The following is a 15,646-nucleotide window of genomic DNA, read 5'->3' as shown; positions in this document are numbered from 1 at the left end:
ACCGCTCCCCGTTGTCAATCCGGGCGGCTCCGTTAGTCTCCGGAGGTGAACTCCCGCCACATCGACCCCCGACTGCTGCGCGGCTTCGTCGCGGTGGCGGAGGAGCTGCACTTCTCCCGCGCCGCCGCCCGCCTCTACGTCGCCCAGCAGGCCCTCAGCCGGGACGTACGCCGCCTCGAACAGGCCCTCGACGCCACGCTGTTCCTGCGCACCACCCGCGCCGTCGAGCTCACCCCCGAAGGCGAACGCCTGCTCCCGCACGCCCGCGAGGTGCTGCGCGCCCACGAGGAACTCGCCGCCGCCTTCGCCGGCCCGCCCCGCCCCCTCCTCGTCGACGTCAACACCGACGGCCCCGGCACCGGCCGCAGGGTCCTCGAACGCGCCCGCGAACTCGCCCCCGGCCAAGAACTCATGGCCCGCTTCGAAAGCGGCCTCACCCACGCCGCCGCCGAGATCGCCGCCGGCCGCCTCGACGTCTCCTTCGGCTACCTCCACGGCCTCGACGCGACCCTGCGCGCCCGCCTCGACCACCTCCCCGTCCGCCACGAACCGCTCGCCGTGCTGCTCCCCGAGGGCCACCCGCTGGCGGCGTACGACGAGGTCCCGCTGGACGCCCTCGCCGGGGAGACCGTCTACGCGGGCGCCGGCAACCCGCGCACCCTGGAGTGGACCGGGCTGGCCCGCGAACTGTTCGCCGGACGCGGCATCGCGCTCGCCCCGCCCGCGCCCGTCGCCGTCGGCAAGGAGGAGTTCCGCCGGGTCATGGCCAAGACCCGCAACCCCGTCCTCGCCACCGTCGGCTTCCTCGACATGCCCGGCACCGTCAAACGCCCCCTGACCGACCCCGTACCGCTGTCCCCGCTGTCGATGGTGTGGCGGCGCGGCCTGACCCACCCCGGCCTCGACGCCCTCGTCCGCGCCGCCCGCGAACTCCAGCACGCCCACCACTGGCTGGAGGTCCCCCCGGGCGGCCTCCTGCCCGCCGCGCTCACATCCGGCGCCGCGGACGGGTGAGAGCACGGTTTCCCGCCGGTCATCGGGCGGGGACCGGGGCCGAAACGCGCCCTTCCTACGGTCTGACCACGGACGCGAGAGCTGTGGAGGCGTGTGATGACCGGTACGACCGCACCGCGCAGGTCAGGCCGCTGGATCGAGCGGTGGGACCCCGAGGACGAGACCTTCTGGAAGGAGACCGGGGAGAAGACCGCCCGCCGCAACCTCCTCTACTCCGTGTTCAGCGAACACATCGGCTTCTCCATCTGGTCCCTGTGGTCGGTCATGGTGCTCTTCATGGGCCCCGCCTACGGCATCGACCCCGCCGGGAAGTTCTTCCTCATCGCCACCGCCACCTGCGTCGGCGCCCTGGTCCGCGTGCCCTACACCTTCGCCGTCGCCCGCTACGGGGGCCGCAACTGGACCGTCGTCAGCGCGCTGCTGCTCCTCGCGCCGACCCTCGCCGCCCTCGTCGTCATGGAGCCCGGCACCTCCTACGGCACCTTCCTGGCCGTGGCCGCCCTCACCGGGGTCGGCGGCGGCAACTTCGCCTCCTCCATGACGAACATCAACGCCTTCTTCCCCCTGCGCAAGAAGGGCTGGGCCCTCGGCCTCAACGCCGGCGGCGGCAACATCGGCGTCCCCGTCGTCCAGCTCGCCGCGCTGCTGGTCATCGCCACCGCCGGCGCCGGACACCCGCGGCTGCTGCTCGCCGCCTACCTGCCGCTGATCCTCCTGGCCGCCGGCCTGGCCCTGTGGCGCATGGACAACCTGGCGCCCGTACGCAACGACGCCGGGGCCGTCCGCGACGCGGCGCGCGACCGCCACACCTGGATCATGGCCTTCCTCTACGTCGGCACCTTCGGCTCCTTCATCGGCTACAGCTTCGCCTTCGGCCTGGTCCTCCAGACCCAGTTCGGCCGCACCCCCCTCCAGGCGGCCTCCCTCACCTTCATCGGACCGCTGCTCGGCTCCCTCGTACGGCCCGTCGGCGGAGCCCTCGCCGACCGCTTCGGCGGCGCCCGCATCACCCTGGCCGGCTTCGTGGCGATGGCCGCGGCCACCGGCGTGGTCGTCCTGGCCTCCGTACGGGAATCCCTGCCGGTGTTCCTCGCCGGATTCGTCGCCCTGTTCGTGCTCAGCGGCGCCGGCAACGGCTCCACGTACAAGATGATCCCCGGCATCTTCCAGGCCAAGGCCCTGGCCCGGGGACTCGACCCCGAAGCCGCCGCCGCCGAGGGCCGCCGGCTCTCCGGCGCCTCCATGGGCCTCATCGGAGCCGTCGGCGCCCTCGGGGGCCTCGCCATCAACCTCGTCTTCCGCGCGGCCTTCCTCGGCTCCGGCTCCGGCACCACCGCCTTCGTCACCTTCCTCGGCTTCTACGCGGCGTGCTGCGCCGTCACCTGGGCGGTATACCTTCGCCGGCCCGTCGCGCCCCTGCCGTCGACCCCCGCGACACCGGCGAACCCGCAGCTCACGTCCGTGTGACGGCGCCGGGGACGGGCGGGGCGAGCCCCCCGCTTTACGGCCCCGAAATACGGTGGAACCGAGCCTGACACGACGCCTTGGCAGGCTCGGGACGCACGAAGTCGACATCGGGCGAGGGCACGAGGCCGCCCGACGTCGCGAGACCATCCACGGGCACGGCAGCCGAGGCAGGACACCACCATGGACGACGCGACGCACACGGGCCCCGCCACCGCACCGTCGGCCGGACCCGCGACGCACACGGGCCCCGCCACCGCACCGTCGGCCGGACCCGCGACGCACACCGGCCCGGCGACCGGCCCGGCGACCGGTCCGGCCGCCGGCACCGCGGCCGGACCCGCGGCCGGACCCGCCGTCGGATCGCCGGCCGGCGCCCTGGCCGGGCCGCCGGCCGGTCCCTTGGCCGGGTTCACGGTCGGCGTCACCGCCGCCCGGCGGGCCGACGAACTGATCGCCCTGCTGCGCCGCCGCGGCGCGTCCACGGTGCACGCGCCGGCCCTGCGCATCGTGCCCCTCGCCGACGACGGCGAGCTGATGGCCGCCACCAAGAACCTCGTCGACTGCCCGCCCGACGCGGTCGTCGCCACCACCGCCATCGGCTTCCGCGGCTGGATCGAGGCCGCCGACGGCTGGGGCATCGGCGAGGAACTCCTCGCCCGGCTCCGGGCCACCGAACTCCTCGCCCGCGGCCCCAAGGTCAAGGGCGCCGTCCGGGCCGCCGGACTCGTCGAGGCCTGGTCCCCGGCGTCCGAATCCCTCGCCGAGGTACTGGAACGCCTCCTCGCCGCCGGCGTGGCAGGCCGGCGCATCGCGCTCCAGCTCCACGGCGAACCCCTGCCCGGCTTCATCGAGGCCCTGCGCGCCGGCGGCGCCGAGGTGGTGCCCGTACCCGTCTACCGCTGGATGCCGCCCGAGGACCTCGCCCCCCTCGACCGGCTCCTCGACGCGGTGGCCGTCGGGGCCGTCGACGCCGTCGCCTTCACCTCCGCGCCCGCCGCCGCGTCCCTGCTGTCCCGGGCCGCCGAACGCGGACTGCGCGAAGCCGTGCTGGAGGCGTTGCGCGGGCCCGTGCTCGCCGCCTGCGTCGGACCGGTGACCGCGCTCCCGCTCCAGGCCGAGGACGTGCCCACCGTCCAGCCCGAACGCTTCCGGCTCGGACCCCTCGTCCAGCTCCTGTGCCAGGAACTGCCCGGTCGGGCCCGGGTGTTGCCCGTCGCCGGACACCGCCTGGAGATCCGCGGCCAGGCGGTCCTCGTCGACGCCGAACTGCGCCCCGTACCGCCGGCCGGGATGGCCCTGCTGGAGTCCCTCGCACGCCGCCCGGGGTGGGTGGTGTCGCGGGCCGACCTGCTGCGGGCCCTGCCGGGCGCGGGTCGCGACGAGCACGCCGTGGAGACGGCGATGGCCCGACTGCGGGCGGCGCTGGGGGTGCCGACGCTGATCCAGACGGTGGTCAAGCGCGGCTACCGGCTGTCCCTGGACGCGGGGGAGTGCGCGCCGTAGTGGGGGCCGGAGCGGGCCACGGGGTTCCGGGGGGCCGGGGGGTCGGCTAGCGTGCCCGGATGATCATCGACGGGGTGGAGATGCGCGGCGTCACGCTCGACGACGCCGCCGGACTGGCCGACGTACTGACCCGCAACCGCGCGCACCTGGCGCCCTACGAACCCCACCGGCCCGACGCGTTCTACACCGCGGACGGCCAACGCGCCCGGGTCCGGGGCCTGCTCGACGAACGCGACGCCGGACGCCTGGTCCCGTACGTACTCGTCGAGACGGCCACCGGCACCCCCGTCGGGGCGATCAACCTGGGCGACATCATCCGCGGACCGCTGTGCAGCGGCGGCGTCGGCTACTGGGTCGACCGGGCCTGGCACGGGCGCGGCCTCGCCACCGCCGCCGTCGAGGAGGTCTGCCGCGCCGCCCGCGACGAGCTCGGCCTGCACCGCGTCCACGCCGGCACCCTCGTCGACAACACGGCCTCCCAACGCGTGCTGACCAAAGCCGGATTCACCCCGTACGGCCTCGCCCCCCGCTACCTCCACGTCAACGGGGCCTGGCGCGACCACCGCCTCTACCAACGCCTCCTGCACGACGACCCGCCGCCCGCCCCGTAGCCCCTCGCACGGGGGCTTCCGCAACGACCGCCCCGGCGGCACTCTGGGGGGAGGCGCACCACGGCGACCGAGGCGGTGACGGGCATGTGGTTCGACTCCGGGCGGGTCTGTCTCGACCTGCTGGCCACCCACCCACCCCGGGGCGGCCCTGAACAGATCCGAGACGGCGACGAACTGCGGCTGTGGCTCGTCGGCGCGGGCCTCGTCCCCGACCGGACCCCGCTCGGGCTCCTCGGCCCCGACTGGGTGACGGCCTTCCGCGCCCTGCGCGGCGACGTCGACCACCTCGTACGGGCCGAACTGGCGGGCACCGGCACCGGCACCGGCAGCGGCGGCGTCGGACCCGGCCCCGCGGCCGACGCCCGGGACGCCCTCGCCCGACTCAACGAGGCGGCGGCCGGAGCGCCCCCGGGCCTGTGCGCCGTACGCGACCAGGAGGGGCACCTCGTCCGGGAGCTGTGCGGCCGGGTGGAATGCGCGGGCCTGCTGTCGTCGGTGGCCCGGGACGCGGTGGAACTCCTCACCGACCCCGGAGACCTGGCGCTGCTGCGCACCTGCGCGGGCGAGGGCTGCGCCCGCGTCTACCTCGACACCTCCCGGGGCCACCGCCGCCGCTGGTGCTCCAGCGAACGGTGCGGCAACCGCGAACGCGTGGCCCGCCACCGCAGAAGGACCCGCCGGGGGGTGGGGGCGGGGTAGGGCCGAACCCGAGCCGGGCGGGGTCGGGGAAGGGGCGGGGGTTTCCCGTCAGTCTCATCGTCTCTCCGGTGCGGGCCGGGCCCTCAAGGGCGCTCACTTCGTTCGCGTCACTGCGTGATGGCCTTCGGCCACCCTTGACCGCCCGTCCCGCCCCGGACGAACGAAGACTGTCGGGAAACCCCCGAAGGAACGGCCACGGGGCAGGAGAGGGGAGGGGCGGGTCCGTCAGGGACCCTCGACTTCCCGGGCGAGGAGGCCGGGCGGGCGTCGCCCCTTCACAGTCCCTTTCGGGGCCGGACCGACGGCTTACCCGCACGAGAAGTCGACGGGACCGTCCCACGGAGCACCCGAGCGCGCCAGATCGCTACGCGCTTCTCCTTGCTTGGCGTCCGTCGGCCGTCCGGGGCTGGTCGTAGGCGGGTTCGACGTGGCGGCGGTGGTGAATTCACGGCCGGAGGTGGCGCGGATGTAGGCGTTCGATCGGTTCGCGGAGCATGTCGAAGAGCTGTGGGGTCGCGGGCGTGAGATCAGGAAGGATTCCGACGATGGGCAGGCGTGACCACGAGGACGATCCCGACGCGCTTCCCATGGTGGCGAGCATTCGCAAACGCCTGGACGACTGGCGCGCCGGGGCGGGGCCCGTCGTCCGGTAGGGGTCGGACAGCCCGCGGGTGCCCGGATGTCGACTTTTCGTGCGGGTGGGTCGTCCGGCGCGCGGAACCGGCGTGCGGAGCGGGGGCGGATTCGCGTACGGTTGACGGTCGCCCATGCACGTCAGAAGGGGGCCTTGGTGGCCGCGCAGAATGCCGCTGTCGACAGCACGGCGGATTCCGTCCGCGATCGGGAGATCGCGGTCGAGCAGACGCATCTCGATCAGGTGTACCGACGCCTTGAGGAGAAGATCCACGAGGCCGAGTTCCTCATGAACGACGCCGCCCAGCGCGGCCAGGTCGGCACGCCCGGCGCGCTCGCCGAGCGTGACGCGCAGGTGTTCCGTGCCGGGATCCACCTCAACCGGCTCAACAACGAGTTCGAGGACTTCCTCTTCGGACGGATCGACCTGGTGTTGGGCAAGGACGGGGAGCGGGGCCCGGACGGGGCGTACACGTCCGTCGAGCCCGCCGACGACGCGCTGCGCGCCGATCTCACCGCCGACATCGCCGAGACGCTCCACATCGGGCGCATCGGGGTGCTCGACAGCGACTACACGCCGCTGGTCATCGACTGGCGGGCGCCGGCCGCCGCGCCGTTCTACCGGTCCACGCCCAAGGATCCCGGCCGCGTCGTGCGTCGTCGCGTGATCCGCTCCAAGGGGCGCAAGGTGCTCGGCGTCGAGGACGACCTGATGCGTCCCGAGGTGACCGCGTTCCTCGACGGGCGTGAGCTGCCCGCCATCGGTGACGGGGCGCTGATGGCCGCCCTGGGGCGGGCCCGTACGCACTCCATGCGGGACATCGTCTCCTCCATCCAGGCCGAGCAGGACCTCGTGATCCGGGCGCCCGCCGCGTCCGTGGCCGAGGTGGCCGGCGGGCCGGGTACGGGGAAGACGGCCGTGGCCCTGCACCGGGCGGCGTACCTGCTGTACCAGGACCGTCGTCGTTACTCGGGCGGGATCCTGATCGTCTCCCCGACGCCGCTGCTCGTCGCCTACACGGAGGGGGTGCTGCCCTCGCTCGGCGAGGAGGGGCAGGTCGCCATCCGGGCGCTCGGTTCGCTGGTCGACGGGGCCGAGGCGAGCACGTACGACGAACCGGACGTGGCCCGGATCAAGGGCTCCTCCCGCATGCTCAAGGTGCTGCGGAAGGCGGTTCGAGGGGCGTTGGAGCTGGGGGAGGCGCCCGAGCGGCTGCGCGTGGTGGCCTTCGGGCGCCGCCAGGAGCTGGAGGCGCCCGAGCTGAACCGCATCCGGCAGACGGTGCTGGGCGGCACGGCGCCGGTGAACCTGCTCCGGCCGCGTGCCCGCAGGCTGCTCCTGGACGCGCTCTACGCGAAGACCGGCGCGTCGGGTCGCCACTCCGACCCGGAGCTGGCCGCCGAGCTGCGGTCGGCCTTCGACGAGGACATCTCCACCGAGGACGCCTTCCTCGGCTTCCTCGACGCGTGGTGGCCGGAGCTGACCCCGCGCCGGGTGCTCGCGGCGATGGCCGACGAGCGGCGCCTGGGGCGCTGGTCGCGCCGGGACCTGAACCCGCGCGAGGCCCGCCGGCTGGCCCGTTCGCTGCGCCGGCTCGGTCCGGACGGCAAGGGGCCGCTGTCGGTGCACGACGTGGCCCTGCTGGACGAGCTCCAGCAGCTGCTCGGCGCGCCGGCGCGGCCCAAGCGCAAGCGGGAGATGGATCCGCTCGACCAGCTCAGCGGGTTGGAGGAGCTGATGCCGACCCGCGAGGAGACCCAATGGGAGCGGGCGGAGCGGATCGCCGCCGAGCGCACCGAGTACGCGCACGTGATCGTCGACGAGGCGCAGGACCTGACGCCGATGCAGTGGCGGATGGTGGGGCGGCGCGGTCGTACGGGCACCTGGACGGTGGTCGGCGACCCGGCGCAGTCCTCCTGGACGGATCCGGAGGAGGCCGCCGCCGCCCGTGACGAGGCGTTGGGCAGCCGGCCGCGCCGGCGGTTCACGCTGACCGTGAACTACCGCAACCCGGCGGAGGTCGCCGAGGTGGCCGCGCGGGTCCTGGAGCGGGCCATGCCGGGCATGGAGCCGCCGACGGCGGTGCGTTCCACGGGGCTGGAGCCGCGTTTCGCGGTGGCCTCCGGTGATCTGGGCGCGGCGGTGCGGGAGGAGACCGTACGGCTGTTGGAGCAGGTGGACGGCACGGTCGGTGTGGTCGTGGCGATGGAGCGGCGTGCCGAGGCGGCGGGGTGGCTGGCGGACCTGGGTGGGCGTGCGGTGGCCCTGGGCAGTCTGGAGGCCAAGGGGCTGGAGTACGACGCCACGGTGGTGGTCTCCCCGGCGGAGATCGCGCAGGAGTCCCCGGCGGGCCTGCGGGTGCTCTACGTGGCGCTGACGCGCGCGACGCAGCAGCTGACGGTGGTTTCGGCGGAGGGTGACGGCCCGGGCGCCGACGGGGTTCCGGAGCTGTTGCGCCCCTGAGCGGGTACGGGGCGGCTCCGCCGGGGCCGCGCCGCCCCGGCGGGGGTCGGGGGTGGGGCCGGATGGCCTGCGGCCAGGCGCGTGAGGGGTGTGTCCGACTCGCGGGAGGGGGGACCGTATTCGGCGATCCTTTGTTAGCCTGGGTACGACACCGGCTCGATCCAAGCCCCCGGGCCCAACCTTCGTCGCCTAGAGCGACCACTTGCCGCGAGGCGAGCATGGCGGGTCGGTGTCTTAGTCGGAACACCAGGTCCGCGCCCTCCACTCGTGGGGGGCGCGGACCTGTTTTGTGTTAAACCACGATTCCGCGCGCTCCCGGTATCTCGTATGGTGGAAGAGTTCTTCCGAAATTTGTAGCTGGTTACCTCGTACTGGCTGGTAGGTGGGACGATCGGACAACGGGACCTGTCACACCTGCCGTGTGCGGGCCCCCGCGTACAGCGATAAACAGGGACAGAAGAGGAACACGGCCATGGCAACGGCGCCCAGCGTCTCGTATTCGATGACGGTCCGCCTGGAAGTGCCCGCGAGCGGAACCGCGGTCTCCCAGCTCACCACCGCCGTGGAGTCCTCGGGGGGATCGGTCACGGGTCTCGACGTGACCGCGTCCGGCCACGAGAAGCTCCGGATCGACGTCACCATCGCCGCGACCTCCACCGCGCACGCCGACGAGATCGTCGAGAAGCTGCGCGGCATCGAGGGCGTCAGCCTGGGCAAGGTCTCCGACCGAACCTTCCTGATGCACCTCGGCGGCAAGATCGAGATGTCGTCCAAGCACCCCATCCGCAACCGCGACGACCTCTCGATGATCTACACCCCGGGCGTGGCCCGCGTGTGCACCGCGATCGCCGAGAACCCCGAGGACGCCCGGCGCCTCACCATCAAGCGCAACTCCGTCGCAGTCGTGACCGACGGCTCGGCCGTGCTGGGCCTCGGCAACATCGGCCCGATGGCCGCGCTGCCCGTCATGGAGGGCAAGGCGGCCCTCTTCAAGCGCTTCGCCGGCATCGACGCCTGGCCGATCTGCCTGGACACCCAGGACAGCGACGAGATCGTCGCCATCGTCAAGGCCATCGCCCCGGGCTTCGCCGGCATCAACCTGGAGGACATCTCCGCGCCGCGCTGCTTCGAGATCGAGGCGCGGCTGCGCGAGGCCCTCGACATCCCCGTCTTCCACGACGACCAGCACGGCACCGCGATCGTCGTCCTGGCCGCGCTGACCAACGCACTGCGCGTGGTGGGCAAGGCCGTTGGCGACGTCAAGGTCGTCATGTCGGGCGCCGGCGCGGCCGGTACGGCCATCCTCAAGCTGCTCCTCGCGGCGGGCGTGAAGAACGCCGTCAGCGCCGACATCCACGGCGTCGTGCACGCGGACCGCCCCGACCTCGTCGACGCGGCCCCCGACTCCCCGCTGCGGTGGATCGCCGACAACACCAACCCCGAGGGCTACACCGGCACCCTCAAGGAGGCCGTCGTCGGCGCCGACGTCTTCATCGGAGTCTCGGCCCCGAACGTGCTCTCCGGCGAGGACGTCGCCGCCATGGCCGAGGGCGCCATCGTGTTCGCGCTCGCGAACCCGGACCCGGAGGTGGACCCGGCGATCGCCCGCCAGACCGCCGCCGTCGTGGCCACCGGCCGCTCGGACTTCCCGAACCAGATCAACAACGTGCTGGTCTTCCCCGGCGTCTTCCGCGGCCTGCTGGACGCCCAGTCCCGGACCGTGAACACCGGCATGATGCTGGCCGCCGCGACCGCCCTCGCCGACGTCGTCGGCGAGGACGAGCTGAACGCGAACTACATCATCCCGTCCGTCTTCAACGACAAGGTCGCGGGCGCCGTGGCCGGTGCCGTCCGCAAGGCCGCCACCGCCTCCGCGCCCACCGCCGGATAGCCGGCCGAACGGTCACGGTGCCCGCCGGTTCCCGGCCGGCGCTGTGACCGTCCCCACCCTCGATCCCGGCGCGTCGCGGGATGCGGGTCCGCCCGGGCGGCCCTAGGGTTGCGGGGATGCCCGCGTGGCCCGCGGTCCGCATCCACCGGGTGTCCGGCCGGAGCCCCGGGTGTGGACGGAGCGTCACCGCGGCGTGACTGTGGCGCTTTTCGTGTGACCCTGGCGGGTGCCGGATTGGCTTTCCCGCCGCTGGTGGGGGCAGGATGCGTAACCGGGCGAGAGGGTCTGACGTTCAGACCCGGGTCCGGGGACTGTCCGAGGGCCCTGGCAGCATCGGCTTCGATCTCACGCCTCTAAGGCAAGTTGAACACGGGAGTACAACATGAACCGCAGTGAGCTGGTGGCCGCTCTGTCCGAGCGCGCCGAGGTGACCCGCAAGGACGCCGACGCCGTTCTGGCCGCGCTCGCCGAGACCGTCGGCGAGATCGTCGCCAAGGGCGACGAGAAGGTCACCATCCCCGGCTTCCTGACCTTCGAGCGCACCCACCGTGCCGCTCGCACCGCGCGCAACCCGCAGACCGGCGACCCCATCCAGATCCCGGCCGGCTACAGCGTGAAGGTCTCCGCGGGCTCCAAGCTCAAGGAAGCCGCCAAGGGCAAGTAACACCGCCCTTGTGCCGAGGGCCGCACCGGCCCTCGGGACGGCAGTGGTACGTAGAACGCAGGAAAAGCCGAAGGGCGGCCACCCCCGTGGGGTGGCCGCCCTTCGGCCTTCCCGGAGCCCCGTGGGGCCCCGGGAGGGGCTGTGAGCCGATCAGACGAGGTCGCCGTTCGGCAGCTCCACCTTGGCGCCGAGCTCGACGAGCTTCTCCATGAAGTTCTCGTAGCCGCGGTTGATCAGGTCGATGCCGTGGACGCGCGAGGTGCCCTCGGCCGCCAGCGCCGCGATCAGGTACGAGAACCCGCCGCGCAGGTCGGGGATGACCAGGTCGGCGCCCTGCAGCTTGGTGGGGCCGGAGACGACCGCCGAGTGCAGGAAGTTGCGCTGGCCGAAGCGGCAGGCGCTGCCGCCCAGGCACTCGCGGTACAGCTGGATGTGCGCGCCCATCTGGTTGAGCGCCGAGGTGAAGCCGAGGCGGGACTCGTAGACCGTCTCGTGGACGATCGACAGGCCCGAGGCCTGGGTGAGGGCGACGACCAGCGGCTGCTGCCAGTCGGTCTGGAAGCCGGGGTGCACGTCCGTCTCCAGCGCGATGGCGTTGAGCGGACCGCCCGGGTGCCAGAAGCGGATGCCCTCGTCGTCGATCTCGAACGCGCCACCGACCTTCCGGTACGTGTTCAGGAAGGTCATCATCGAGCGCTGCTGCGCCCCGCGGACGTAGATGTTGCCGCCGGTCGCCAGGGCCGCGGAGGCCCACGAGGCGGCCTCCAGGCGGTCCGGGAGCGCCTTGTGGTTGTAGCCGCCGAGCTGGTCGACACCGGTGATGCGGATGGTGCGGTCGGTGTCCATGGAGATGATCGCGCCCATCTTCTGCAGCACGCAGATGAGGTCCTCGATCTCGGGCTCCACGGCGGCGTTGCTGAGCTCGGTCACGCCCTCGGCCAGGACGGCCGTCAGCAGGACCTGCTCGGTCGAGCCGACCGACGGGTAGGGCAGGCGGATCTTGCATCCGCGAAGGCGCTGCGGGGCCTCCAGGTACTGGCCGCCCTCGCGCTTCTCGATGGTCGCGCCGAACTGGCGGAGCACGTCGAAGTGGAAGTCGATCGGCCGGCCGCCGATGTCGCAGCCGCCCAGGCCCGGGATGAAGGCGTGGCCGAGGCGGTGCAGCAGCGGGCCGCAGAAGAGGATCGGGATCCGGGAGGAACCCGCGTGCGCGTCGATGTCGGCGACGTTCGCGCTCTCGACGTGGGTCGGGTCGAGCACCAGCTCGCCCGGCTCCTCGCCGGGGCGCACCGTCACGCCGTGCAGCTGGAGCAGCCCGCGCACGACGCGTACGTCGCGGATGTCGGGGACGTTGCGCAGCCGACTGGGGCCGCTGCCGAGCAGCGCGGCGACCATGGCCTTCGGCACGAGGTTCTTCGCGCCGCGGACACGGATCTCGCCCTCGAGCGGGGTACCGCCGTGGACAAGCAGGACATCGTTGCCGGTCATGGATCTCGCGTTCCGGAGAGGGATGGGCAGGGGTGCAGGGAAAAGGGTAAGCGCCACCACCCCCTTGTTTGTATGGGTGACGTGGCCGTAGGACTGTCATGAATTCGGTACAGCACCCAGCGTGTGCGCCAGGTAGCGGAGCGTCGACTTCCGGAAGGGTTCGGGGGGTGCGCTGGGGGTGCGCGCTCCTCCTTGCCGCCGTGCGCCCTGAGCTGCGCGTGATCGAATCCGGCCGCCGGCTCCCCCCGGAGCACGATTGTGCGAGATCATGTCCGCATGACCGAGGTGTCCTCCCTCACAGGGCGGCTGCTCGTGGCCACCCCCGCCCTCGCGGATCCGAACTTCGACCGCGCGGTGGTGCTGCTGCTCGACCACGACGAGCAGGGCTCCCTCGGCGTGGTCCTCAACCGGCCCACCCCCGTGGACGTGCGCGACATCCTGCTGCCGTGGGCGCCGTTGGCCGGCGATCCGGGGGTGGTCTTCCAGGGAGGTCCGGTGGCCCTGGACTCGGCCCTGGGGGTCGCGGTGATCCCGGGCGAGGAGGGGCCGCTCGGCTGGCGCCGGGTGCACGGGGCGATCGGCCTGGTCGACCTGGAGGCGCCTCCCGAACTGCTGGCCGCGGCCCTCGGCGGGCTGCGCATCTTCGCGGGCTACTCCGGGTGGGGCCCGGGGCAGCTGGAGTCGGAGCTGGGCGAGGGGGCCTGGTACGTGGTGGACTCCGAGCCGGGTGACGTCTCCTTCCCGGACCCCGAACGGCTGTGGCGGGCGGTGCTGCGGCGTCAGCGCAGCGACCTCGCGATGGTCGCCACCTATCTGGACGACCCGTCGCTGAACTGACCCGGTCGGCGTTCAGTACCCTGGATTCATGAGCACTCTTGAGCCCGAGCGCGGGACTGGTACGGGGACCCTCGTAGAGCCGACGCCGCAGGTGTCCCACGGCGACGGCGACCACGAGCGCTTCGCCCACTACGTCCAGAAGGACAAGATCATGGAGAGCGCGCTCGGGGGCACCCCCGTCGTCGCGCTCTGCGGCAAGGTGTGGGTTCCGGGCCGCGACCCGAAGAAGTACCCCGTCTGCCCCATGTGCAAGGAGATCTACGACTCCATGGGCGCCGGTGGCGACAAGGACAAGGGCGGCAAGGACAAGTAGGCGGGCCCCGAAAGGGCCGGGAGGGACGTCCCGAGGAACGAGGCGGGAAGTCCCGAACGGCGAGTAGGGAAGTCCCGAAACCGTCGGCGAAGGCCCCCGGATGCGCGAGATCGCGTCCGGGGGCCTTTGTCGTGTCCCGGTGGCGGGCTAGGGTCGGCGAGGACGAGCGCCCTGCGGAACGAGCGTTGCGCAGGGCGCAACGCGCTCGCTTCCGCGAAGGGTTGCCGCATGGACCTGATCCCCCTGCCCCGCCTCGTCGTACCGGACGGGGAGGGCCGCCGCCACGTCTTCGGGACCCGGCCGACCCTGGCCGTCGGGCCCGGCGCCGAGGACGTCGCCCGCCTGCTGCGCCGCGAACTCGGGGCGGCCACCGGCTGGGACCTGCCGGACGCCGCCGCCGGCGAGCGGGGCGACGTACGGCTGGCGCTCGACCCCGACGGGCTCGCGGCGCCCGGGCCGGAGGCGTACCGGATCGAGGTCGGCGCGGACGGGGTCGACTTGGTGGGGGCGGACCCCGCAGGCCTGTTCTGGGCCACGCGGACGCTGCGTCAGCTGCTGGGGCCCGAGGCCCACCGCAGGGCGCCGCTGGCGGGCCGGGCGGCCTGGAGCCTGCCGTACGCGCGGATCGAGGACGCGCCGCGCTTCGGCTGGCGCGGCATGATGCTCGACGTCGCCCGGCACTTCACGCCCAAGGACGGGGTGCTGCGCCAGATCGACCTGCTGGCCGCGCACAAGCTGAACGTCCTCCACCTGCACCTGACGGACGACCAGGGATGGCGGGTCGAGATCCGGCGCCACCCCCGCCTCACCGAGGTCGGCGCCTGGCGGCCCCGCAGCCGGTGGGGGCACCGCGCCTCCCCGCTGTGGAACGAGACCCCGCACGGAGGCTTCTACACCCAGGACGACATCCGCGAGATCGTCGCCTACGCCGCCGAGCGGCACGTCCGCCTCGTCCCCGAGATCGACATCCCGGGCCACTCCCAGGCCGCCATCGCCGCCTACCCGGAACTGGGCAACGCCGACGTCGTCGACACCGCGGCGCTGGGCGTGTGGGACGACTGGGGCGTCAGCGAGAACGTCCTCGCCCCGACCGAGACCGTACTGCGCTTCTACGAGGGGGTCTTCGAGGAGCTGCTGGAGCTCTTCCCCGTCGAGGTGGCCCCGTTCGTGCACGTCGGCGGCGACGAATGCCCCAAGGAGCAGTGGCGCGCCTCCCCGACGGCCCGCCGCCGGATCGCCGAACTGGGCGTGGACGGGGAGGACGGCCTCCAGTCCTGGTTCATCCGGCACTTCGACCACTGGCTCGCCGAGCGGGGCCGGCGGCTCATCGGCTGGGACGAGATCCTGGAGGGCGGACTCGCCGACGGCGCGGCCGTCTCCTCCTGGCGCGGGTACGCGGGCGGGATCGCCGCCGCCGAGGCCGGACACGACGTGGTGATGTGCCCCGAGCAGCAGGTGTACCTGGACCACCGTCAGGCGGGGGGCCCCGACGAGCCGATGCCCATCGGGTACGTGCGGACCCTGGAGGACGTCTACCGCTTCGAGCCCGTGCCGCCCAAGCTGTCGCCGGAGGCCGCCGAACGCGTGCTGGGCGCGCAGGCCAACGTGTGGACCGAGGTGATGGAGAACCAGGGCCGCGTCGACTACCAGGCGTTCCCCCGCCTCGCGGCCTTCGCCGAGGTGGTGTGGTCGCCCCTGCCCGAACCGGAATCCCGCGACTACGCGGCCTTCGAGGCGCGGATGACCTCGCACTACGCGCGCCTGGACGCGCTCGGGGTCGACTACCGGCCGGCGGCCGGTCCCTTGCCGTGGCAGCGCCGGCCGGGGGTGTCGGGCCGCCCGCTCGAAGGGGTCCCTCCGATCGTGTGACGCGGGGGCGCGGGGGCTCCTTCCCGCCCGCGTGACCACAAGCGGAACTCTTCGGAAACCTTTGGAACTCTCGCTCGAATGAGGCGTATCCGGGGGAAAACGGGCGTTCGGGTGGAAGCGCGGCGCGGCCCGGGAAGGGGCCCGCGCACGGCGTCGCGGGGCGGGTGCGCGCGCCGGGCGGCCGTGCGGGCCG

The 15,646-nt window shown here is 73.2% G+C and carries 12 protein-coding genes; 11 read left to right on the top strand and 1 reads right to left on the bottom strand.

Annotated elements, in window-relative coordinates:
- Nucleotides 1-45 precede the first annotated feature (45 nt).
- From ACZ6ZI_RS04485 to ACZ6ZI_RS04450, 8 genes are all read left to right on the top strand, one after another.
- Nucleotides 46-1,014 (top strand): LysR family transcriptional regulator, encoded by a 969-nt coding sequence (locus ACZ6ZI_RS04485; protein WP_469515626.1) that lies wholly within the window; start codon nt 46-48, stop codon nt 1,012-1,014.
- A gap of 96 nt (nt 1,015-1,110) precedes the next feature.
- The gene (locus ACZ6ZI_RS04480) at nt 1,111-2,481 is read left to right on the top strand and encodes a nitrate/nitrite transporter (RefSeq protein ID WP_469515623.1); all 1,371 of its coding nucleotides are present in this window, start codon (nt 1,111-1,113) and stop codon (nt 2,479-2,481) included.
- Nucleotides 2,482-2,661: 180 nt separating this feature from the next.
- Nucleotides 2,662-3,984 carry a uroporphyrinogen-III synthase gene (locus tag ACZ6ZI_RS04475; protein WP_469515620.1) on the top strand — a complete coding sequence of 441 codons (1,323 nt, stop codon included), beginning with the start codon at nt 2,662-2,664 and terminating at the stop codon, nt 3,982-3,984.
- Nucleotides 3,985-4,043: 59 nt separating this feature from the next.
- Nucleotides 4,044-4,595 carry a GNAT family N-acetyltransferase gene (locus tag ACZ6ZI_RS04470; protein WP_469515618.1) on the top strand — a complete coding sequence of 184 codons (552 nt, stop codon included), beginning with the start codon at nt 4,044-4,046 and terminating at the stop codon, nt 4,593-4,595.
- A gap of 84 nt (nt 4,596-4,679) precedes the next feature.
- The gene (locus tag ACZ6ZI_RS04465; RefSeq protein ID WP_469515616.1) at nt 4,680-5,294 is read left to right on the top strand and encodes a CGNR zinc finger domain-containing protein; all 615 of its coding nucleotides are present in this window, start codon (nt 4,680-4,682) and stop codon (nt 5,292-5,294) included.
- Nucleotides 5,295-6,084: 790 nt separating this feature from the next.
- Complete coding sequence (locus tag ACZ6ZI_RS04460; RefSeq protein WP_469515613.1) at nt 6,085-8,391, top strand: HelD family protein; 2,307 nt, start codon at nt 6,085-6,087, stop codon at nt 8,389-8,391.
- A 472-nt stretch (nt 8,392-8,863) separates the two neighbouring features.
- The gene (locus tag ACZ6ZI_RS04455; protein WP_469515609.1) at nt 8,864-10,282 is read left to right on the top strand and encodes an NAD-dependent malic enzyme; all 1,419 of its coding nucleotides are present in this window, start codon (nt 8,864-8,866) and stop codon (nt 10,280-10,282) included.
- 382 nt (nt 10,283-10,664) lie between these two features.
- A complete protein-coding gene (locus tag ACZ6ZI_RS04450; RefSeq protein ID WP_007264399.1) occupies nt 10,665-10,946 on the top strand; it encodes an HU family DNA-binding protein in 282 nt (93 codons plus the stop codon).
- A 150-nt stretch (nt 10,947-11,096) separates the two neighbouring features.
- Here the strand turns inward: ACZ6ZI_RS04450 and murA are convergent, their stop codons facing one another.
- Nucleotides 11,097-12,434, bottom strand: a complete 1,338-nt coding sequence (murA, locus tag ACZ6ZI_RS04445) for a UDP-N-acetylglucosamine 1-carboxyvinyltransferase (protein WP_363054528.1) — start codon at nt 12,432-12,434, stop codon at nt 11,097-11,099.
- A 276-nt stretch (nt 12,435-12,710) separates the two neighbouring features.
- On the opposite strand from murA, the gene ACZ6ZI_RS04440 reads away from it, so the two are divergent.
- The 3 genes from ACZ6ZI_RS04440 (at nt 12,711) to ACZ6ZI_RS04430 (ending at nt 15,453) form a co-directional block, all read left to right on the top strand.
- Nucleotides 12,711-13,271 (top strand): YqgE/AlgH family protein, encoded by a 561-nt coding sequence (locus tag ACZ6ZI_RS04440; RefSeq protein WP_363054527.1) that lies wholly within the window; start codon nt 12,711-12,713, stop codon nt 13,269-13,271.
- 28 nt (nt 13,272-13,299) lie between these two features.
- Nucleotides 13,300-13,584, top strand: a complete 285-nt coding sequence (locus ACZ6ZI_RS04435) for a DUF3039 domain-containing protein (protein WP_363054525.1) — start codon at nt 13,300-13,302, stop codon at nt 13,582-13,584.
- Nucleotides 13,585-13,812: 228 nt separating this feature from the next.
- Nucleotides 13,813-15,453: a beta-N-acetylhexosaminidase gene (locus ACZ6ZI_RS04430; RefSeq protein ID WP_469515604.1), complete on the top strand. Its 1,641-nt coding sequence runs from the start codon at nt 13,813-13,815 to the stop codon at nt 15,451-15,453.
- Nucleotides 15,454-15,646 lie beyond the last annotated feature (193 nt).

The sequence above is a fragment of the Streptomyces sp. NPDC103540 genome, assembly GCF_055584445.1.
Note: the sequence above shows the minus strand (reverse complement) of the source record. Positions and strands in the feature narration are given on the sequence as shown.